At 64.2% G+C, this 19953-nt stretch carries 19 protein-coding genes; 12 read left to right on the top strand and 7 right to left on the bottom strand.

Translation table 11 applies throughout. The annotated features are described in order from the left end of the window. Nucleotides 1-26: 26 nt before the first annotated feature. Nucleotides 27-1916, top strand: a complete 1890-nt coding sequence (locus L0U84_RS04680; protein ID WP_233848145.1) for a glycoside hydrolase family 15 protein — start codon at nt 27-29, stop codon at nt 1914-1916. 180 nt (nt 1917-2096) lie between these two features. Continuing rightward, nucleotides 2097-3374 carry a polyhydroxyalkanoate depolymerase gene (locus tag L0U84_RS04675; RefSeq protein ID WP_233848143.1) on the top strand — a complete coding sequence of 426 codons (1278 nt, stop codon included), beginning with the start codon at nt 2097-2099 and terminating at the stop codon, nt 3372-3374. 119 nt (nt 3375-3493) lie between these two features. On the opposite strand, the gene L0U84_RS04670 is transcribed toward L0U84_RS04675, so the two are convergent. Continuing rightward, complete coding sequence (locus L0U84_RS04670; RefSeq protein ID WP_129959505.1) at nt 3494-4126, bottom strand: TetR/AcrR family transcriptional regulator; 633 nt, start codon at nt 4124-4126, stop codon at nt 3494-3496. 240 nt (nt 4127-4366) lie between these two features. On the opposite strand from L0U84_RS04670, the gene rsxB reads away from it, so the two are divergent. The 3 genes from rsxB (at nt 4367) to L0U84_RS04655 (ending at nt 6551) form a co-directional block, all read left to right on the top strand. Next, complete coding sequence (gene rsxB, locus L0U84_RS04665) at nt 4367-5269, top strand: electron transport complex subunit RsxB (protein WP_233848141.1); 903 nt, start codon at nt 4367-4369, stop codon at nt 5267-5269. 43 nt (nt 5270-5312) lie between these two features. Then, nucleotides 5313-5957, top strand: a complete 645-nt coding sequence (nth, locus tag L0U84_RS04660) for an endonuclease III (protein ID WP_233848139.1) — start codon at nt 5313-5315, stop codon at nt 5955-5957. 159 nt (nt 5958-6116) lie between these two features. Next, complete coding sequence (locus L0U84_RS04655; protein ID WP_233848138.1) at nt 6117-6551, top strand: DUF1841 family protein; 435 nt, start codon at nt 6117-6119, stop codon at nt 6549-6551. A gap of 146 nt (nt 6552-6697) precedes the next feature. Here L0U84_RS04655 and L0U84_RS04650 read toward each other — a convergent pair whose 3' ends face one another. After that, nucleotides 6698-7078, bottom strand: a complete 381-nt coding sequence (locus L0U84_RS04650; RefSeq protein WP_233848136.1) for a c-type cytochrome — start codon at nt 7076-7078, stop codon at nt 6698-6700. Between the two features lie 46 nt (nt 7079-7124). Beyond that, nucleotides 7125-7493: a c-type cytochrome gene (locus L0U84_RS04645; RefSeq protein ID WP_129959495.1), complete on the bottom strand. Its 369-nt coding sequence runs from the start codon at nt 7491-7493 to the stop codon at nt 7125-7127. Nucleotides 7494-7867: 374 nt separating this feature from the next. Between L0U84_RS04645 and L0U84_RS04640 the strand changes: the two genes are divergently transcribed. The 5 genes from L0U84_RS04640 (at nt 7868) to L0U84_RS04620 (ending at nt 13049) form a co-directional block, all read left to right on the top strand. Further along, nucleotides 7868-8710 carry an AAA family ATPase gene (locus tag L0U84_RS04640; protein ID WP_233848134.1) on the top strand — a complete coding sequence of 281 codons (843 nt, stop codon included), beginning with the start codon at nt 7868-7870 and terminating at the stop codon, nt 8708-8710. 23 nt (nt 8711-8733) lie between these two features. After that, nucleotides 8734-9909, top strand: a complete 1176-nt coding sequence (locus L0U84_RS04635; protein WP_233848133.1) for a vWA domain-containing protein — start codon at nt 8734-8736, stop codon at nt 9907-9909. A 67-nt stretch (nt 9910-9976) separates the two neighbouring features. After that, nucleotides 9977-11197: a benzoate/H(+) symporter BenE family transporter gene (locus tag L0U84_RS04630; RefSeq protein ID WP_233848132.1), complete on the top strand. Its 1221-nt coding sequence runs from the start codon at nt 9977-9979 to the stop codon at nt 11195-11197. A 224-nt stretch (nt 11198-11421) separates the two neighbouring features. Beyond that, a complete protein-coding gene (gene tal, locus L0U84_RS04625) occupies nt 11422-12375 on the top strand; it encodes a transaldolase (RefSeq protein WP_233848131.1) in 954 nt (317 codons plus the stop codon). A 254-nt stretch (nt 12376-12629) separates the two neighbouring features. Further along, the gene (locus tag L0U84_RS04620; protein WP_233848127.1) at nt 12630-13049 is read left to right on the top strand and encodes a VOC family protein; all 420 of its coding nucleotides are present in this window, start codon (nt 12630-12632) and stop codon (nt 13047-13049) included. A 54-nt stretch (nt 13050-13103) separates the two neighbouring features. On the opposite strand, the gene L0U84_RS04615 is transcribed toward L0U84_RS04620, so the two are convergent. The 4 genes from L0U84_RS04615 to L0U84_RS04600 all read right to left on the bottom strand — a co-directional run bounded on the left by L0U84_RS04615 (nt 13104) and on the right by L0U84_RS04600 (nt 17438). Beyond that, nucleotides 13104-14228, bottom strand: coding sequence for an FUSC family protein (locus L0U84_RS04615; protein WP_233848125.1), 1125 nt, complete (start codon nt 14226-14228; stop codon nt 13104-13106). A gap of 128 nt (nt 14229-14356) precedes the next feature. After that, a complete protein-coding gene (gene mctP, locus L0U84_RS04610; RefSeq protein WP_233848124.1) occupies nt 14357-15907 on the bottom strand; it encodes a monocarboxylate uptake permease MctP in 1551 nt (516 codons plus the stop codon). Next, entirely contained in the window at nt 15904-16146 is a 243-nt protein-coding gene (locus tag L0U84_RS04605; protein WP_233848123.1) for a DUF3311 domain-containing protein, read from the bottom strand. Before L0U84_RS04605 ends, mctP begins: the two co-directional genes overlap by 4 nt. Before the next feature lie 344 nt (nt 16147-16490). Further along, nucleotides 16491-17438, bottom strand: a complete 948-nt coding sequence (locus tag L0U84_RS04600; protein WP_233848122.1) for a spermidine synthase — start codon at nt 17436-17438, stop codon at nt 16491-16493. Between the two features lie 433 nt (nt 17439-17871). Here L0U84_RS04600 and L0U84_RS04595 point away from each other — a divergent pair, with 433 nt between their 5' ends. After that, nucleotides 17872-19122 (top strand): cyclic nucleotide-binding domain-containing protein, encoded by a 1251-nt coding sequence (locus L0U84_RS04595; RefSeq protein WP_233848120.1) that lies wholly within the window; start codon nt 17872-17874, stop codon nt 19120-19122. 64 nt (nt 19123-19186) lie between these two features. Further along, a complete protein-coding gene (locus L0U84_RS04590) occupies nt 19187-19951 on the top strand; it encodes a flagellar motor protein (RefSeq protein WP_233848118.1) in 765 nt (254 codons plus the stop codon). The last annotated feature ends 2 nt before the right edge of the window (nt 19952-19953 follow it).

The raw sequence follows: 19953 nt of genomic DNA, 5'->3' as shown, positions 1-19953 counted from the left end.
ACGACTCGTTTTCCGACACGCTTTCCATGCCTGCCCACATCGAAGACTACGCACTCATCGGCGACGGCCATACCGCCGCGCTCATCTCCCGCGAGGGTTCCGTCGACTGGCTCTGCTGGCCGCGCTTCGACTCGGGCGCCTGCTTCGCCGCGCTGCTCGGCACGCCCGAGAATGGCCGCTGGCTGATCGCCCCCGCCACCCAGGGCGAGGACGCCGCGCCGACCATCACGCGGCGCTATCGCGGCGAAACGCTGATCCTCGAAACCGACTTCGAAACGCCCGACGGCGCCGTCACGCTGATCGATTTCATGCCGCCTGGCAACGGCTGGTCGGAACTGATTCGCATCGTCGTCGGCAAGCGCGGCACCGTGCGCATGAAGATGGAACTGGTGCTGCGCTTCGACTACGGCTTTTCGATTCCGTGGGTCGACAAGCTCAAGCACGACAGCGGCATCAAGGCGATCGTCGGCCCGGACAACGCGGTGCTGCGCACACCGGTCGAGCTGCGTGGCGAAGACATGAAGACCGTCGCGGAATTCACCGTGACCGAAGGCGAGCGCGTGCCCTTCTCGCTCGCGTACGCGGCATCGCATCTGCGCATTCCGCCCGCGCGCGATCCGCACACGTCGCTCGCGCGCACCGAGAACCACTGGCTCGAATGGGCGGCGCGCGGCACCGTCGAAGGACGCTGGGCCGAACCGATCCGCCGCTCGCTGATCACGCTGCGCGCGCTCGCCTACGAGCCGACCGGCGGCATCGTCGCGGCGCCCACCACGTCGCTGCCCGAGCAGCTCGGCGGCACGCGCAACTGGGATTACCGCTACTGCTGGCTGCGTGACGCGACCATCACGCTGCTCGCGATGATGCGCGGCGGCTACTACGACGAAGCGCGCGCCTGGCGCAGCTGGCTCGGCCGCGTGATGGCGGGCGCGCCGGACCAGTTGCAGATCATGTACGGCATCGGCGGCGAGCGGCGCCTGCCCGAATCCGAAATCGACTGGCTGCCCGGCTACGAGGGCGCGAAACCGGTGCGCATCGGCAACAACGCAGTCGGGCAGCGTCAGCTCGACGTCTACGGCGAAGTGATGAACGCGCTGCATCTCGCGCGCGTGGGCGGCCTGCAGGCCGATGTGACCGCGTGGAGCGTGCAGTGCGCGATGCTCGAGCATCTGACCACGATCTGGCGCGAACCCGACGAAGGCATCTGGGAGACGCGCGGCGGCCGCCAGCATTTCACGTTCTCGAAGGTGATGGCGTGGGTCGCGTTCGACCGCGCGATCCGCTCGGCTGAAATGTTCAACCTCGAAGGTCCGCTTGACGGCTGGCGCGCGACGCGCGATACGATCCACGCCGAGGTCTGCGAGAAGGCGTGGAATCCGCAGCTCTACGCGTTCTCGCAGTTCTACGGCAGCGACCAGCTCGACGCGAGCGTGCTGCTGATGCCGCTGGTCGGCTTCTTGCGGCCGCAGGACCCGCGCATCAAGGGGACCGTCGAGGCGATCGAGCGGGATCTGATGCACGGCGGCTTCGTGATGCGCTACCGCACCACCGAATTCGACGACGGCTTGCCGCCAGGCGAAGGCACCTTTCTTGCGTGTTCGTTCTGGATGGTGGATAACCTCGCGCTGCAGGGCCGCGTGCAGGAAGCGATCGAGATGTACGAGCGGCTGCTCGCGCTGTGCAACGACGTCGGCCTGCTGTCCGAGGAGTATGATCCGGCCGCACAACGTCTGGTCGGCAATTTTCCGCAGGCGTTTTCGCACGTGGCGCTGGTGCACACCGGCCTGAACCTGATGAAGCACGAGCAGGAAATGGCGCAGGCGACCGGCCATCCGGTGCATAACGGCATTCACGCGATGGAGCTTGAGGTTCAGGCAACCCCTGATAGCGGCGGAGCAGCATCGCCTCTAGCATGACGCCGTGACAGTTTGCGTACACTGAATGCGAGAATTGTTGCATTGCACAAATTTGCTTTGTTCGATATTATCGAATCCGACTGTCGGCCAACAACAATGTGCCCACAACCACAATGGCCCGCCGCAACGCCTCACGCGTGTTTGCGAAGCCCAATGCGAACCGCTTAAAACGGAGCAAACATGCTCTATCAATTTCACGAATTCCAGCGGGCGATGTTGAGCCCCCTCACCGCCTGGGCTCAGGCCGCATCGAAGTCATTTGCGAATCCGGCCAGTCCGTTAGCCTATGTGCCGGGCGCCACGCGCCTTTCCGCCGGCTACGAACTGCTCTACCGGCTCGGCAAGGATTACGAAAAGCCCGAGTTCAACATTCACCAGATTGTCAAAGACGGTCATAACATTCCGATCGTCGAGCAGACGTTCATCGAGAAGCCGTTCTGCCGTCTGATGCGCTTCAAGCGCTTCGCGGACGACAGCGACGCTGTCACCCAATTGAAAGACGAGCCGGTCGTGCTCGTCTGCGCACCGTTGTCAGGACACCACGCCACGCTGCTGCGCGACACCGTGCGCACGTTGCTGCAAGACCACAAGGTCTACATCACCGACTGGATCGACGCGCGCATGGTGCCGTTCGAGGCCGGCGAGTTCGGTCTGAACGACTACATCGCGTATATCCAGGAATTCATTCGCCATATCGGCGCGAAGAATCTGCACGTGATCTCGGTATGCCAGCCGACCGTGCCGGTGCTCGCCGCCATTTCGCTGCTCGCGAGCCGCGGCGAGGACACGCCGCGCACGATGACGATGATGGGCGGGCCGATCGACGCACGAAAGAGCCCCACTTCGGTCAATTCGCTTGCCACGCAGCACTCGTACGAGTGGTTCGAGAACAACGTGATCTTCACGGTGCCGCCGAACTATCCGGGCGCGGGCCGCAAGGTCTATCCGGGCTTCCTGCAGCACACCGGTTTCGTCGCGATGAATCCGGAGCGTCACGCGGCGTCGCATTGGGATTACTACCAGAGCCTGCTGCGCGGCGACGAAGACGACGCCGAAGCGCACCGCCGCTTCTACGACGAGTACAACGCGGTGCTCGACATGGACGCCGACTACTACCTCGACACGATCCGCGTCGTGTTCCAGGAATTCCGTCTTGCCGAGGGCACCTGGGTCGTCAACGGCGAGCCGGTGCGGCCGCAGGACATCAAGACGACCGCGCTGTTTACGATCGAAGGCGAGCTCGACGACATTTCCGGCGACGGCCAGACTTATGCTGCACATGACCTGTGCGGCGGCATTCCGGCGAAGAACAAGCGTCACTTCACCGCGGAAAAATGCGGCCACTACGGCATTTTCTCGGGCCGCCGCTGGCGCACGATCATTTATCCGCAATTGCGCGACTTCATTCTCGAGCACAACAAGGCAGCAAGACCGACGAAAGAAAAGGTCGAAGCCTGAGCATTAAACTTGCAATAGCATTTAAAAAGCCAACGGCCTCCTTCGAGGCCGTTGGCTTTTTTATCGCGCTTTGTTCGTGATACTGATCTTTTACCGCATCAACAGTGCGGCACCGGCCGTTACTTTCTCAACAGATACGCGAGCAGCAATTCGGTATTCATCTGGATCACCTCGCTGCGTTCGGCCGCGCTGCTGAAATCGCGGCCGAGCGTCGCCTCGAGCGTGAAACGGTTCGATACGATGTAGTAGCCCATGCCCGACAGCGTGACGTAAAAACGCAGCGGGTCGACGTTGGTGCGAAACAGTCCCGCGCGTTGCCCACGTTCGAGAATGCCGCCGAGCGTGGCGACGATCGGCGAGATCATTTCGCGTATCCGCGTCGACTTCTGCATATAGCGTGCTTCATGCAGATTCTCGTTGTTGATGAGTCGCAGCAACTCGGGATGATCGCGGTAGTAGTCCCACACGAAATGCGCGAGACGCGTAACCGCCTCGACGGGCGCGATTCCATTGAGTTCGAGCGTGCGTTCCGCTTCGTTGAGCGCGCTGAACGCGTGCTCGAGTACTGCGGTGAATAGCTGCTCCTTGCTACCGAAGTAGTAATAGAGCATCCGTTCATTGGTTTCCGCGCGGCGGGCGATCTGATCGACTCGCGCGCCGAACAGTCCTCCATTTGCAAACTCTTCCGCCGCCGCAAGCAAAATGCGGCGCCTCGTGCCTTCAGGATCTCTTTTGATTTTCGGCTGATTCATGGTGGCATCGTCTTCGTGAGCCGCGTTGTCCGGATCGCGCCGCCGGCCTCTCCTCGAGCCTTTGCGTGGCGGCGTTTAGCGGGCGCGTCGTGGTTGGGAAACACACCCTTTTCTGCGGTCTTTCGAATGAAGCGCTTCGATTATGGCACATGGATTGCGAATGGCAATCCGGGAAATCGGCGATAATGTGCTATTTAGTTCAGGTCGTGCGATCGCACGGCAAACCCCCGCGCCGTAACCGTGACAGACGTCAAAACACTCGCGGATCGCATCGAAGATCTGCTACCCCAAACGCAATGCACGAAGTGCGGTTATCCCGCATGCCGTCCGTATGCCGAAGCCGTCGCCAGCGGCGAGGCGAACTATAACCAATGCCCGCCCGGCGGTGCCGAGGGCATCGCGCGTCTTGCCACGCTGCTCGGCAAACCGGTGATTCCGCTCAATTCCGCCAATGGCATCGAACGTCCGCGTCCCTTGGCGGTTATCGACGAACAGGTGTGCATCGGCTGCACGCTGTGCATGCAGGCGTGTCCGGTCGACGCGATAGTTGGCGCACCGAAACAGATGCACACCGTGATCGCCGAGCTATGCACCGGCTGCGACCTGTGCGTGCCGCCCTGTCCGGTCGACTGCATCGCGATGCGGCCAGTGACCGGGGAGGCTACCGGCTGGGACGCCTGGAACCAGAGCCTGGCCGAGGCGGCGCGGGCGCGTCACAACCGCCACGAGACCCGTCTAACGCGCGAGCGCGACGCCGCCGAAGCGCGTGCTGCGGCGCGGCGAGCCGCGAGCGCGAGCGTGCCGACGGCTGCGCCGGGCGCGGTACCGGCCACCGGCGCAACCGCGCCGTCCGACATCTCTGCCGCCCCGGTTGCGGACGATGCCGCGGCGAAGAAGCGCGCGATCATCCAGGCCGCGCTCGAACGCGCGCGCAAAAAGAAGGAAGAACTGGCCGCGAAAGGCGAGGGACCACTGAATACGGAGAACGTCAGCGCCGATGTGCAGGCACAGATCGACGCCGCCGAAGCGCGCCGCCACCGTCTTGGTCTTGCCAGCGGCGAGAACACGCGCGACTCGGAGCAATCGTCCAACGAGTCCAGCGAGTCGAACCCGCCGTCCAATTCGCCGCCGACCGCGCGCTGACCACGCCGGCGCAGCCCGCCCACCCCACACGGACCCGCTCCGCATGAACGCGAACAAACGCCGCGCGATCTACGAAACGCTCCAGAGCCTGAATCCGCATCCGACCACCGAGCTCGAGTACACGACGCCGTTCGAACTGCTGATCGCGGTGCTGCTGTCGGCGCAGGCGACCGACGTGTCGGTCAACAAGGCGATGCGCAGGATGTTCCCGGTGGCGAACACGCCGCAGAAGGTGTTCGACCTCGGCGAGGAAGGTGTCGCGGGCTACATCAAGACGATTGGTCTGTATCGCACGAAGGCGAAGAACGTGATCGCGACCTGCCGCATCCTGCTCGACCAGTACGGTGGCGAGGTGCCCGAGGATCGCGAGGCGCTCGAAGGGCTGCCGGGCGTCGGCCGCAAAACCGCCAATGTGATCCTGAACACCGCGTTCGGCCATCCGACCATCGCGGTCGACACGCACATTTTCCGCGTCGCCAACCGCACCGGCCTCGCGCCCGGCAAGGACGTGCGCGCGGTCGAAGCGGCCCTCGAAAAATTCACGCCCGCCGAGTTCAGGCAGGACGCGCATCACTGGCTGATCCTGCATGGGCGCTACGTGTGCAAGGCGCGCCGCCCCGAATGCTGGCATTGCGTGATCGAGCCGCTGTGCGAGTTCCGGCCGAAGACGCCGCCTCCCGATCTCTAAGCGCGGGCCAGGTCAAACCCCGAGCTCAAAGCCCGAGACTGAGGCCGCCGCCTGCAGCCCGCGCGGCCGCCGCGTAAAATAGTGGTTTCCCGCAGTGCGCACTGCGTACACGCACCAACGCGCTCCGCGCGCGCCCTACTCCCACGTACCGGTTCCACGATGTTCAATCCCAGCCGCGACGAAGTTCGCCTCTTTTTCACCGACACCTGGCGCAAACAGCGCCAGGGCGAGATTCTGACACCGCTCGAGGCGATCGCCGCCGACTGGATCGTCGAGCATCCGGAGTATCACGCCGAGCTCTCAGACGGCCCTGCCGCCCAGGCGCAGGACTATTCGCCGGAGCGCGGCCAGACCAATCCTTTCCTGCACCTGTCGATGCATCTGGCGATCTCCGAGCAGCTGTCGATCGACCAGCCGCCCGGCATTCGCGCCGCGCACGAGCGACTCGCCGCGCGCCTCGGCTCGACGCACGAGGCACAGCACGCGATCATGGACTGCCTCGGCGAGACCATCTGGGAAGCGCAACGCACCGGCACGCCACCGGACACGGACGCGTATCTGCAGCGCATCGAACGGCGCGCGACACGCGACTGAAGCGACTGAAGCGACCAGCGCGGATGACAAGCCCAGCGCCGCGCCACCCGAGGCACGCCCTGGGTACGATGCCGCAAAGCAAAACACCCCGCCTAGGCGGGGTGTTTTGCTTTTGAAGCTTTGGCGCGAAAAACCGCGACCGACGCTTACTTCTTCTGCACGAGGTCGCCGTCCAGCGATTCGACGTAAGCGGCGATGTCCTTCATGTCGCTCAGCGACAGGCTCTGCACTTGTGCCTGCATGATCGCGTTATTGCGGCCAAAGTGCGGATTGCCGGTGCCCATCTGGTACTGACGCAGCGCCCAGAACACGTAGTCAGAGTGCTGACCGGCCAGCTTCGGATACTCCGGGCTCACCGGCTTGTTCAGGTTGACACCGTGGCAGGCCGAGCAGTTGTGGCTGTCGGCGAGCACCTTGCCGTTGCCGGCGTCGGCCGCGTGCGCCGCGTTGGCCATGGCCAGACCGATTACCGCCGCCGCGCCGACCGCCTTGAATACCGTGTGGAGTGCCTGTTGGGGCTTGATCATGAAATCTCCTATCCCGCGAATTGGATGTGCTGGTGACCGACGCCGATCACTTGTCGGGATTGTTTTTCGAAGCGGCATTTTGCGCTGCGTAGTACGCGGCGACGTCGGCAATGTCCTGATCCGACAGCGTCACCGCGATCGCGTGCATCGTGTCGAAATGGCGGTCGCCCTTCTTGTAGGCGTGCAGCGCGTTTTCGAGGTACTGCTGATTCTGGCCGCCAAGCTTCGGCACGCGGAAAACCTCCGGGTAAGCCGTGCGGTATTCAGGGATGCCGTGGCAGCCGATACACATCGCGACCTTGCCCTGGCCCGCCTTGGCGTTGCCTACGACATCCGCTGCCTGCGCACTGGCCACATACCCCGCAAGCACCGACAGCGCTGCGATCACGACGTGTTTGCCGACGAATTTATTCATAGATGTAACCTGGCTTGAGGGGAAACGGGTGCCCACAAAGGCAGCGGTCCGCGCCGTTCTTCTTGTAGGGTAGCCACGCAGGCCAAAAAAATCGGGCTCATTGTACCGCGACGCCACGCCGAACGTCCACCAGACACGGGAGCCGCGCAACGCCCGCCGGGGCGGGCCCCACGCCGTGCCCGCGGCGGCTTCGCAACAGCGTCGCCGCGGCACCATGGCAACGCCGTAGCGCCACCACAGCGGCACCATCGCCGCATCACGGCGCGGCTGACACCCGCGGCTGACACCCGCGGCTGACACCATACGTGAGCGGGTTTCAGGCCAACAGGTCTTCTGACTTATACTGGGTTTTTTCAGCATAAGAGCATCTCGCCATGCGTTTCGAAGGCTCATCGCAGTACGTCGCCACCGACGACCTCAAGCTCGCGGTCAATGCCGCGATGACGCTCAGGCGTCCGCTGCTGATCAAGGGCGAACCCGGCACCGGCAAGACCATGCTCGCCGAGGAAGTCGCCGCCGCGCTCGGCATGCCGCTGCTGCAATGGCACATCAAGTCGACTACCAAGGCCCAGCAGGGGCTGTACGAATACGATGCTGTGTCGCGTCTGCGCGATTCGCAGCTCGGCGACGAGCGCGTGAAGGACATTCGCAACTACATCGTCAAGGGCGTGCTGTGGCAGGCGTTCGAATCGGACGAGCAGAGCGTGCTGCTGATCGACGAGATCGACAAGGCCGACATCGAATTCCCGAACGACCTGCTGCGCGAACTCGACCGCATGGAGTTCTACGTGTACGAGACGCGCGAGCTGGTGCGCGCGAAGCATCGCCCGCTCGTGATCATTACGTCGAACAACGAGAAGGAATTGCCCGACGCGTTCCTGCGCCGCTGCTTCTTCCACTACATCAAGTTTCCCGATGCGACGACGATGCAGCAGATCGTCGACGTGCACTACCCCGGCATCAAGAAGGATCTGCTCGCCGCGGCGCTGCAGAGCTTCTTCGAACTGCGCAACGTCGCGGGGCTGAAGAAGAAGCCGTCCACGTCCGAACTGCTCGACTGGCTCAAGCTGCTGCTCGCCGAAGACATTCCGCCCGAAGCGCTGCGCTCGGCCGATCAGAAGCAGATCGTGCCGCCGCTGCACGGCGCGCTGCTGAAGAACGAACAGGACGTGAGCCTGTTCGAGCGGCTGCTGTTCATGAACCGCAACAACCGTTGAGCGGGCGCCGCAGGACATCCAGCATGCTGATCGACTTTTTCTACTCGCTGCGCGCCGCCAGACTGCCGGTCTCGGTGAAGGAATACCTGACGCTGCTCGAAGCGCTGAAGGCCAACGTGATCGCGCCGTCGCTCGACGAGTTCTACTACCTGTCGCGCATCACGCTCGTGAAGGACGAGCAGTACTTCGACAAGTTCGACCAGGCGTTTGGCGCCTTTTTCAACGGTGTCGCGGCGAGTTCCGAGCTCGCGTTCGACATCCCGCTCGACTGGCTGAAGAAGAAGCTGCAACGCGATCTGTCGCCCGAGGAAAAGGCGCAGATCGAGGCGCTGGGCGGCATCGACAAGCTGATGGAGCGCCTGAAGGAACTGTTCGACGAGCAGAAGGAGCGTCACCAGGGCGGCAACAAATGGATCGGTACGGGCGGCACGTCGCCGTTCGGTAACGGCGGCTATAACCCCGAGGGCGTGCGCATCGGCGGCGACGCGGCCGGCAATCGCACGGCCGTCAAGGTCTGGGAAGCGCGCGCGTATCGCGACTACGACGACCAGGTCGAAATCGGCACGCGCAACATCAAGGTGGCGCTGCGGCGCTTGCGCCGTTTCGCCCGCGAAGGCGCCGCGGAAGAGCTCGACCTGCCCGACACGATCCGCAGCACCGCCGCGAATGCCGGCTGGCTCGATCTGAAGATGGTGCCCGAGCGGCACAACAACGTGAAGGTGCTGATGCTGCTCGACGTCGGCGGCTCGATGGACGATCACGTGAAACGCACCGAGGAGCTGTTCTCCGCCGCGAAGGCCGAGTTCAAGCACCTCGAGTTCTACTACTTCCACAACTGCGTGTACGACTTCCTGTGGAAGAACAATCGCCGCCGCCACGCGGAGCGCACGCCGACGTGGGACGTGCTGCACAAGTTCACGCCCGACTACAAGCTGATCTTCGTCGGCGACGCGACGATGAGCCCGTACGAAGTGTTGCAGCCGGGCGGCTCGGTCGAGTACAACAACGCCGAGGCCGGCGCGGTGTGGTTGCGCCGGCTCGCCGATCACTTCCCGCACTTCGCGTGGCTGAACCCGGAGCCGGAAGCCCTGTGGCCGTACCGGCAGTCGGTCAGCGCGATCCGCGAAGTGCTGGGCCACCGCATGTATCCGCTGACGCTCGCGGGCCTCGAGACGGCCATGCGGGTGCTGAGCAAGTAACCCCGCCCTCGTTCCTGACGTCATCCACGTCCTGACGCTTTAACTTCCACAACAACAAAGTCTTCGCATGAGTTCGTCCCCGTCGCCCCAGTTGTCCCCCGCCACTACGTCGCCCAGGCGCTTCAATCCGCTCGCCGATACGTCGCTGTCGACGATCGTCGCCGGCTTCGTCGCCGCGATGACCGGCTACACGAGCTCGCTCGTGCTGATGTTCCAGGCGGGCCAGGCCGCGCATCTGAGCGACGCGCAGATTTCGTCGTGGATCTGGGCGCTGTCGATCGGCATGGGCCTCTGCACGATCGGCCTGTCGTTGCGCTTTCGCGCGCCGATCGTGATCGCGTGGTCGACGCCGGGCGCGGCGCTGCTGGTCTCGTCGCTGCCGCATGTCGAGTACGCGCAGGCGATCGGCGCGTTCATCTTCTGCGCGGCGCTGCTGACGCTGGTCGGTGTCACCGGCTGGTTCGACGCGCTGATGAAGCGGATTCCGTCCGGCCTCGCGTCGGCGCTGCTCGCAGGCATCCTGTTCGAGATCGGCATCGAGATTTTCCGCGCCGCGCAGTTCCAGACCGCGCTCGTGCTGACGATGTTCTTCACCTACCTGATCGTCAAACGGTTCGTGCCGCGCTACGCGATTCCGACCACTCTCGTGGCCGGCACGGCCGCGGCCGGCGGCCTCGGGCTGCTCGATTTCAGCCACTTTCACGTCGCGCTCGCGCATCCGGTGCTGACGATGCCGTCGTTTTCGGTGGCGGCGTGCGTGAGCATCGGGATTCCGCTGTTCGTGGTCGCGATGGCCTCGCAGAACGTGCCGGGCATCGCGGTGCTGCGGGCCGACGGCTATACGACCCCGTCCGCGCCGCTGATCGCGACGACCGGCGTCGCGTCGCTGCTGCTCGCGCCATTCGGTTCGCACGGCATCAATCTTGCGGCGATCACGGCGGCGATCTGCACCGGCCCCGAAGCGCACGAAAACCCCGCGAGGCGCTACACGGCGGCGGTATGGGGCGGCATTTTCTATCTGCTCGCGGGGGTGTTCGGCGCGACGATCGCCGCGCTGTTCGCGGCGTTCCCGAAGGAGCTGGTCGTATCCGTCGCGGCGCTCGCGCTGTTCGGCTCGATCATGAGCGGGCTCGCCAATGCGATGCAGGACACGCGGCAGCGCGAGGCGGCGCTCGTCACGTTCATGGTGACCGCCTCGGGGCTCACGCTGCTGTCGATCGGCTCGGCGTTCTGGGGGCTGGTCGCCGGCGTGGTGACGCAAGTCGTGCTGAACGCGCGGCGCACGTGAACGGATCGCCGCGCGCTGGTGTCGATACCCGGTGTTCGCACCGTCCCCGGCGATCCGCCATAGAATAGATGCATCCGGCAGCGTTTCCCGGCGCCATCGCGGGACGCGCTGCGGCTTGACCCGCGGCCGCCGGCGCCGGCTGATTCCTCTGTTTTGTCCAGCCGGCGCGGCGGCGTCCTCATTTCTCCTGAACCATGGCGCACACGCGCTTTGAAGGCCCGAACATGACAACCGCACTCGACCAACTCAAGCAATACACCACCGTGGTGGCCGACACTGGAGACTTCCAGCAGCTCGCGCAGTACAAGCCGCGGGACGCGACCACCAATCCGTCGCTGATTCTGAAGGCCGTGCAGAAAGACGACTACCGGCCGCTGCTCGAAAAGACCGTGAAGGCGCATGCGTCGAAGCCGGTCGGTGCGATCATCGACCAGTTGCTGATCGCGTTCGGCACCGAAATCCTGCAGATCATCCCGGGGCGGGTGTCGACCGAAGTCGACGCGCGCCTGTCGTTCGACATCGAAGGCTCGATCGCGAAAGGCCGCGAGCTGATCGCGCTGTACAAGGAGCACGGCATCGAACGCGACCGCGTGCTGATCAAGCTCGCGTCGACGTGGGAAGGCGTGCGCGCCGCCGAAGTGCTGCAGAAGGAAGGCATCCACTGCAACATGACGCTGCTGTTCTCGCTCGCGCAGGCCGCAGCCTGCGCGGAAGCGGGCGCGCAACTGATCTCGCCGTTCGTCGGCCGCATCTACGACTGGTACAAGAAAAGCGCCGGCAGCGCGTGGGACGAAGCGAAAGACGGCGGCGCCAACGATCCGGGCGTCAAGTCGGTGCGCCGCATCTACGGGTACTACAAGAAGTTCGGCTTCAAGACCGAGGTGATGGGCGCGAGCTTCCGTTCGACCTCGCAGATTCTGGAACTGGCCGGCTGCGATCTGCTGACGATCAGCCCCGACCTGCTGCAGAAGCTGCAAGACAGCACCGACAAGATCGAGCGCAAGCTGTCGCCGGAGGCATCGCACGACGCGGACATCGAGCGCGTCCCGGTCGACGAGAAGTCGTTCCGCTTCCTCGTCAACGAAGACGCGATGGCGACCGAGAAGCTCGCCGAAGGCATCCGCACGTTCGCCGCTGACGCCGTGAAGCTGGAAAAGCTGATCGACACGCTGCGCTGAGGTGCTGCGGGCGGTGTGCGTGGCTTGCTGAGTGACGCTCACGCTCGCTGCGCTCATCCGCGCTAGAGCCATCCATGACAGGCGGCGCTGAATCTCACGATTCAGCGCCGCTTTCCGTATACCTTGCGCCGCCGCTGACGACATAGCGTCACAATCGACGCGCCGCCGCCGACTACAATCGACTCCACGCCCCTCCCCGCCTCCGCCGGCGAGGAACGACGGCGCCCGCTCAACGCCTGCCCCAGGAGACGATCATGTACGTTCAGCCCTACGTGTTCTTCAACGGCCGTTGCCAGGAAGCGCTCGACTACTACACCGACAAGCTCGGCGCCCAGGTGACCTTCAAGATGCTGTTCAAGGAGGCCCCACCCGACGCGCACAACCCGCCGCGCCCCGAACTCGCCGACAAGATCATGCACGCGAACGTGCAGTTGGGCTCGAGCACGTGGATGGCTTCCGACGGCAACTGCGATCCAGCGGCCGGTCCGTTCAATGGCTTCAGCCTGTCGCTGACCGTGGAAGACGGCGCGGCGGCGGAAAAATGCTTCAACGCGCTCGCCGATGGCGGCCAGGTCGTGATGCCTTTCCAGCAAACGTTCTGGAGCAAGGGCTTCGGCATGGTGGTGGACCGCTTCGGCCTGATGTGGATGATCACGCTGCCGCCGCAGGTTTGACGCTTAGGTTTGACGCTTAGGTTTGACGCTTGGGGCCCGTGCCAGCCCCACCACCTACCCACCACGCGTCGCCCGCTCGTGCCGCTCGATATTCCAGTTCGGCTCGGTCTCCAGCAATATCGCGCGCAACCGGTCCACCTGCTCCGCGAGCCGCTGACCGAGCCAGTACGGTCCTTGCCAGTCGGGCGGCAACGCGGTGGCCACGTCGCCATGCCCCCTCGCGAACGGCGCCGCGGCCGGAATGCCGAAGCGCGACGGACGGCCAAACCGCAGCCCGCGCGCGGTGGACAGCAGGATCGCCCGCACGGCGCGCACCTCGGCGCCGCAATACGCCGCATAAGCGGTGCGCGCGGCGGCATCGGCGTTCATCAGCGGGCCCGTCGCCAGCAGTTCGAGCGAACTGAGCACCGAGCGATGCAGCCGCTGGATCTCCTCGAGCTTCGTCTGCGGCACATCGATTTCCTTCGCGACCGACGGCATCAGCGAGCGCAGTTGCACGAGCCGCCTGTTGATCTGCAGGAAGCGCTTGACCTGCTCCTCCTCGGTGATCGTCTCGCCGCCGAGTAGCCGCGCGTAGATGCGCGCGGATTCGCGCAGATTGGCCGCGAGCCCGTAGCGCCACGAATACGTCGCGTGCAGCGGAAACGCGAACGAAAACGCCAGTGCGATCACGATACCGATCAGCACGTTCAGCGTGCGCCACAGGCCGACGTCGATCAGATTGTCGCCGTGACCCGCGACGATGCACATCGTGATCGCGGTCAGCAGCCCGATATACCCGGACGAGCCGATCGCGAACCACGCGCAGATCGACGCGATGATCGCCATCAGCACATAGGTGAGCGGCAACGAGCCAATGAAGTTCTGCTGCACGATCAGCAGGAGCCCGATCGATGCGCCGAGCAGCGTGCCGGCCGCGCGCTCGGCCGCTTTCTTGCGGATATTGCCGTGATGCTGCAAGCCGCCGATCACCACCAGCAGCGTCACCGACGACCAGATGCCGTGCGGAATATCGATGCCGGTCGTGGCGAGAATCGACACCAGCATCGCGAGGCCGACGCGCAGGCTGTGCAGCATCTTCGCGTGCCGGTAGCGGTAATACGGCGAGGTGACCGCGCGCACCATCCGGCTGAGCGCCGCGAGGCGGGGGATCACGTTGGGGGTATCGGCAGCAGCCATGGCGGCGCGCGGCGAACGCGTGAGAGGACGGTTCCGCTATCGTGCCCTGGAGTGCCCCGCAAACACAAACGCCCGCCAACTTTCGTCGGCGGGCGTTGCGTTTTTCAAAGCGTGAAGTTGCAGCCGGATCAGCCTTCGACTACGTCCAGGTAGTCTTCCGGATGCGTGCGGTCCTCGCCGCGCTGCATGCCCACCGCGCGCACGATCAGGCTCACGACCACCGACACCACGAGGTTCACGATCAGCGACCACACCGCCGCATAGCCCGGAATCGCCATGCCGAACAGATGGATCGTGAAGATCGAGCTCGCCAGCTTCAGCGAAATCGCCATCCACGTGCCGGTCGCGATGCCGGCCGCCCAGCCGATCAGCAGACCCCGGTAGTCGAGCACGCGCGTGTAGAGACCGAGCACGATGGCCGGCAGCGTCTGGATGATCCAGATCCCGCCGAGCAATTGCAGTTGGATAGCGTACGTGAGCGGCAGACCGAGAATGAACGCGACCGCGCCGACCTTGACGATCAGCGACACCAGCTTCGCGACGTTGGTCTCCTGCTCGTGCGACATGGTGCGGTTGATGAACTCCTTGTGCACGTTACGCGTATACAGGTTCGCCGCCGCGATCGACATGATCGCCGCCGGCACCAGCGCGCCGATACCGATCGCCGCGAACGCGACGCCGACGAACCACGACGGGAAGAAGTGCAGGAACAGCGCCGGCACCGCGAAGTTCGGGCCGAAGGCCTTGAAGTACGGCGCGAACTCCGGCATGTCCTTCACGCCGGCCGCGAGCGCCATGAAGCCGAGCAGCGCGAGCAGGCCGAGCACCAGCGAATAGGCCGGCAGCAACGCCATGTTGCGGCGGATCGTGTTGCCCGACTTCGACGACAGCACCGCGGTGATCGAGTGCGGATACAGGAACAGCGCGAGCGCCGAACCTACCGCGAGCGTCGCGTACGCGCTATAGCCGTTCAGGCTCGACACGTCCGGCGACTTCAGCAGCAGCTTGGCCGGAGGCACCGCGCCGAAGATATGCCCGAAGCCACCCAGCTGCGGCGGAATCACGATGATCGCGGCGAAGATCGTCACGTAGATCAGGATGTCCTTGACGACCGCGATCATGGCCGGCGCGCGCAGGCCTGACGTGTACGTGTAGGCCGCGAGGATCGCGAACGCAATGATCAGCGGCAGATCGCCGACGAAGCCGGTCGTGTCGAAACCGAGCGCGCCGATCACCACTTCGATACCGACCAGCTGCAGCGCGATGTACGGCATCGTCGCGACGATACCGGTCACCGCGATCGCGAGCGCGAGCATGCGGCTGCCGTAACGGGCCGACACGAAGTCCGCCGAGGTCACGTAGCCGTGCTTCTTGGCGATGCTCCACAGCTTCGGGAACACGACGAACGCGAACGGATAGATCAGGATCGTGTAAGGCAGCGCGAAAAAGCCCGTTGCGCCCGCGCCGAACACGAGTGCCGGCACCGCGATGAAGGTGTAGGCGGTGTACAGGTCGCCGCCGAGCAGGAACCACGTGACGATCGTGCCAAAGCGCCGGCCGCCGAGACCCCACTCTTCGATATGCGCGAGGTCGCCGCGCCGCCAGTGGGCCGCGACGAAACCGAGAATCGTGACGCCGATGAAGAACAGAACGAAGACGAAAGTTGCAATCGGGTTCATCGTTGCGCGCCCCCGTTCGTGCGACCCGTATAACGGGACTTGGTCTTCACGTAGACAAGCGCGGTGATGACGGCGCTAATCAGCACCCACAGCAGCTGATACCAGTAGAAGAACGGGAAATCGAACAGTTGCGGCTCGATCCGGTTGTAGGACGGTACCCAGATCATCGCGATCCAGGGTAGCAGCAAAAGCCAGAGCCAGTGCTTGCTGGCTTTCTTCACGTCGGCGTCGTGAGCCATGACGTCTCCTGTTTCCTATTTAGAATTTGTCTGCCCGTGGTCGACGGGAGGTGGAACTCAGCGGGTGGTCGTCCCGCGATCGGCCACGGGCGCCCCGAAAGCTTCGAAAGAGTATAGGAGTGGCGAACGCCCGGTCAAGCAGGGCGGACCCGAGGCGCATCGGCGTCCAACGACACGACATAAGCGCCAAAGATGCAGGCTGAATGACGTTGCAGCGTGGACATGAAGAATATTCCGGAAGTGAAACGGCCGGGCCGACTGATACGTCGGCACGGCCGCTTCGTTCTCCGCGCTGATCTGCACTCAGCGCTCGGCGCTTCGCTTCAGCGAAATGGAGCCATCGCTCAGATCGCGAACGAGGCGCCCGTCTGCCCCGTCGATTCGCGCAGGCCCTTGATCCACTTGCGAGCCGGCAAGCCGAGTTCGGCTTCGATCAGCTTCGCGCGCGCGTCGAGCGCGGTGAAAGGCACGTCGAGCGCGGGGCCCGAGAACGCGATCGCGATGCGGTTGCCGTCGTGCACTTCGGGCAGCGCGACGACGCGGCCGTCGAAGGCCTCGTTCAGACACTTCATGTTGCGCACGAAGCTCGGATGATCGCCGAACAGATTCACCGTGACGATGCCCGCGTCGGTCAGACACGCGCGCGCCGCACGGTAAAAGCCGACGCTGTCGAGCACCGGACCGCGCGCGGTCGCGTCGTACACGTCGATCTGTAGCGCGCCGATGGTGCCGTGGTTCGCGCTCTCGTTGACGAAGTCCCATGCGTCGATTTCGTGCACGGTCAGACGCGCGTCGTCGGGCGGCAACTCGAACATCGTGTGCGCGGCCACCACGACCGCCGGGTTTAGCTCGACGGCCTCGACCTTCGCGCTCTTCAGAAAGCGGTGCGCGAACTTGGTCAGCGACGCCGCGCCGAGCCCGAGCTGCACGATGCGCTTCGGCGTTTCGAGAAACAGCAGCCAGGCCATCATCTGCTGCGCGTATTCGAGTTCGATGTGATCGGGCTTGCGCAGACGCATCGCGCCTTGCACCCATTCCGTGCCGAAATGGAGGTAGCGCACGCCGCCTTCTTCGGAGAACGTCACCGGTGCGAAACGCGGCTTGCGCGGCGCTTCGATTTGCGGCGCGTCGTGCGCGTCGTGCTCGACGGCGGCGCTCGCGTCGCGCGTGTTGTTGCGCGTGTTGTTGCGCGTCTTTTTGGGCGCCATTTTCTGCCTGCCGCCGATGCCTTCGGCGTCCCGGTTACGGAAAGCACGCGCCTCGGCCGAAGCGCGCTTGATCAGTTTCGTCATGTGTGGATGTCGCGCCGCAGGCGCCATATATTCAGTCGAGCGAGAGCATAGCATTCGCCGGGGCTCGCCCATTCAGCGCGCGCGACGGCACGAGCCGTTATCGAACGATCGGACGATTTGAAACGCCTTGCGTGCAACGTCGCGCAAACGCTGCCGAGCCGTGTCGATAAAAAAATTTTGGGTGGCTACGGCGCGTCATTTATGCGTGATCACATCGTGCGCAAACGATTCACTGATCGCTTTATCGCCGTTCTCTTCGTTGGCCACGGCCGGCAGCGCATTTCGCCCCGGTCCGCCACGCTCCTGGCCGTTAAAGAGTCCCTGCGCGATGACGTAAACGGGCGTACGGGTAATGGCCGTCGATCACGCGATGCAAGGCATCGCATCGCATCGCATGGCCGCGAAAACAAAACAGCGCTGCAGGGGAACTACTTTGAATCGTCAACAGTCGTGGACGCGCACAGCAGCGCCCGGCGAGATCATCTACTCCGAGGGCTACTCGGGTGAACCCGTCGTTTTCCTGATCACGGAAGGCAAGGTAGAACTTTCCACTCGCTGCGACGACAAGAAGGTCGTCGTCGCGACACTGGGCCGGGGCGAATTCTTCGGCGAGGCCGCGTTGCTCCCCGCCGAGCCGCGCAGCAACACCGCGAAGGCGCTGACGTTCTGTCAGCTGAGCGTTGTGCCGGCTGGCATGCTCGACGAAGAAATCGAGCGCGTATCGCCGCTGCTGCGTCACATCACGCGCACGCTGATTCGTCGCGTGAAGCGCAAGGACGATCTGCTCGCCACCTACACGCACGCCGACTTTCTGCCGGGCGTGCTGTCGTACGCGCACGTGCTCACGTTGATGTCGAATGGCGAGCGGCGCGAGGCGGGCGACAGCTGGGGCCGCCGTCCATTGCAAGCGCAGGCCGAGGAAACCTCGGTGCCGCTCGTCGAAGTGATCAAGAAGTGCCGCGCGATTGCCGGCCATTCGCGTCCTCACGTGATGGCGATGCTCAAGCGCATGGAGAAGCTCAACCTCGTGACGATCGAGGCCGCGCAGCCCGGGCAATTGAATAACGTCTCGACCGAATACTCAGCGTACGACGGCGCGGCCGCGCGCCAGGTCGTCACGTTCGACGCTGCGCGCATCGTCGATCGCGCGCAGCAGGTCGCGGACGGCGACCTCGATATCGCCGTGAGCGGCGAGCTCGAGCTGATCGAGCTGACCGATCTGGAGGCATTGATCGGCGTCGACAGGACCTTGATCCTCAACAAGCTGTCGCACGGCGAAATTGCCGACGAAGTGTTCGCGTTCCGCAAGTCGAAAGTGCTGACCTATGTCGAGCAGCAAGGCGTCGCCTATTTCTCGCGTCGCAATACGCGCCGCAGCGGCGCCCTCGATTCGCTCGACGATCTCGCGTCCGTCGATCAGCGCACGCTGTTCGAAGTCGTCAGCGGCTTCGATACCTACGATCTCGCGAAGCTGCTCGTCAGCGTCGAAGGACAACCGGTGGCCGAGCGCCTGCTGTCGGTGATGACCGAAGTACGCCGCAACGAGGTGTCGTGGGTCATGCGGCGCGACATCAAGATCGATGCGATCGAAGTCGGCGACATCGAGCAACGGCTGCTCGATGCGGTGAAAGCACTGAAGACACCGTCCGCGCCGCACGCGACGCTGCAGAACGCCGCGCACTGAGCGGTTTGACTGCGCGACGCTGCTCACGCGTACAGCGTGAGCGCGGCGCCGTTCGAGGAAAAGCATGGATCTGTTGACGCTATTTGGTGTGCTGTTCGGTGGAGCGGCAATCGTTTTTGGCTTCGCCCTCGAAGGCGGGCATTTTCTGACGCTGTTCCAGTACGAGGCGTTCGTCATCGTGCTCGGCGGCACGCTCGGCGCGGTGATGATCCAGACCACGTGGGCACGCTTTTTCGATGCGGTGAAGCTGCTCGGCCTCGCGTTCACGCGCGCGCGGCGGGTCGACCAGAAGAGTCTCGCCGACCTGCTCGAATGGGGCGATCAGGCGAAGCTCAACGGCCTGCTCGCGTTCGAATCGATGGACGTCAGCGGCACACATCCGTTCGCCAGACGGGGACTCGAACTGCTCGCGAACGGCGTCTCGACCCCGGTGCTCGAAGATGCGCTGCAGCGCGAGCTCGACGCGTACGAGCGCAATCACATGGCTGCGGCGCGCGTGTGGCAGCAGGCGGGCGGCTATGCGCCGACGTTCGGTATTCTCGGCTCGGTGCTCGGGCTGATCCAGGTCACCAATCACATTCTCGATCCGGGGCAACTCGGCTCGGGCATCGCCACGGCGTTCGTCGCGACGCTGTATGGCCTCGCGCTCGCGAATCTGGTGTTTCTGCCGCTATACGGCAAACTGCAGGCGCAGGTCGACAGCGAGGTGCGGTTTCGCCGGCTTTATCTCGACGGACTGCTCGCGATTTCGCGCAAGGAGTCGCCGCATATGATCGAAACGCGCCTGACGGGCGAAATGCGCGGGCGGGCGGCGGAGTCGCTGGCCTGAGC

The organism is Paraburkholderia sp. HD33-4 (assembly GCF_021390635.1).
GTDB lineage: Bacteria > Pseudomonadota > Gammaproteobacteria > Burkholderiales > Burkholderiaceae > Paraburkholderia.
The sequence above is the reverse complement of the archived record's forward strand: the minus strand, read 5'-3'. Positions and strand labels throughout refer to the sequence as shown.

Coding starts and splice junctions, on each gene's coding strand:
- L0U84_RS04680 (WP_233848145.1), top strand. CDS start 27: ATGCCTGCCCACATCGAAGACTACGCACTCATCGGCGACGGCCATACC.
- L0U84_RS04675 (WP_233848143.1), top strand. CDS start 2,097: ATGCTCTATCAATTTCACGAATTCCAGCGGGCGATGTTGAGCCCCCTC.
- L0U84_RS04670 (WP_129959505.1), bottom strand. CDS start 4,126: ATGAATCAGCCGAAAATCAAAAGAGATCCTGAAGGCACGAGGCGCCGC.
- nth (WP_233848139.1), top strand. CDS start 5,313: ATGAACGCGAACAAACGCCGCGCGATCTACGAAACGCTCCAGAGCCTG.
- L0U84_RS04655 (WP_233848138.1), top strand. CDS start 6,117: ATGTTCAATCCCAGCCGCGACGAAGTTCGCCTCTTTTTCACCGACACC.
- L0U84_RS04650 (WP_233848136.1), bottom strand. CDS start 7,078: ATGATCAAGCCCCAACAGGCACTCCACACGGTATTCAAGGCGGTCGGC.
- L0U84_RS04645 (WP_129959495.1), bottom strand. CDS start 7,493: ATGAATAAATTCGTCGGCAAACACGTCGTGATCGCAGCGCTGTCGGTG.
- L0U84_RS04640 (WP_233848134.1), top strand. CDS start 7,868: ATGCGTTTCGAAGGCTCATCGCAGTACGTCGCCACCGACGACCTCAAG.
- L0U84_RS04635 (WP_233848133.1), top strand. CDS start 8,734: ATGCTGATCGACTTTTTCTACTCGCTGCGCGCCGCCAGACTGCCGGTC.
- L0U84_RS04630 (WP_233848132.1), top strand. CDS start 9,977: ATGAGTTCGTCCCCGTCGCCCCAGTTGTCCCCCGCCACTACGTCGCCC.
- tal (WP_233848131.1), top strand. CDS start 11,422: ATGACAACCGCACTCGACCAACTCAAGCAATACACCACCGTGGTGGCC.
- L0U84_RS04620 (WP_233848127.1), top strand. CDS start 12,630: ATGTACGTTCAGCCCTACGTGTTCTTCAACGGCCGTTGCCAGGAAGCG.
- L0U84_RS04615 (WP_233848125.1), bottom strand. CDS start 14,228: ATGGCTGCTGCCGATACCCCCAACGTGATCCCCCGCCTCGCGGCGCTC.
- mctP (WP_233848124.1), bottom strand. CDS start 15,907: ATGAACCCGATTGCAACTTTCGTCTTCGTTCTGTTCTTCATCGGCGTC.
- L0U84_RS04605 (WP_233848123.1), bottom strand. CDS start 16,146: ATGGCTCACGACGCCGACGTGAAGAAAGCCAGCAAGCACTGGCTCTGG.
- L0U84_RS04600 (WP_233848122.1), bottom strand. CDS start 17,438: ATGACGAAACTGATCAAGCGCGCTTCGGCCGAGGCGCGTGCTTTCCGT.
- L0U84_RS04590 (WP_233848118.1), top strand. CDS start 19,187: ATGGATCTGTTGACGCTATTTGGTGTGCTGTTCGGTGGAGCGGCAATC.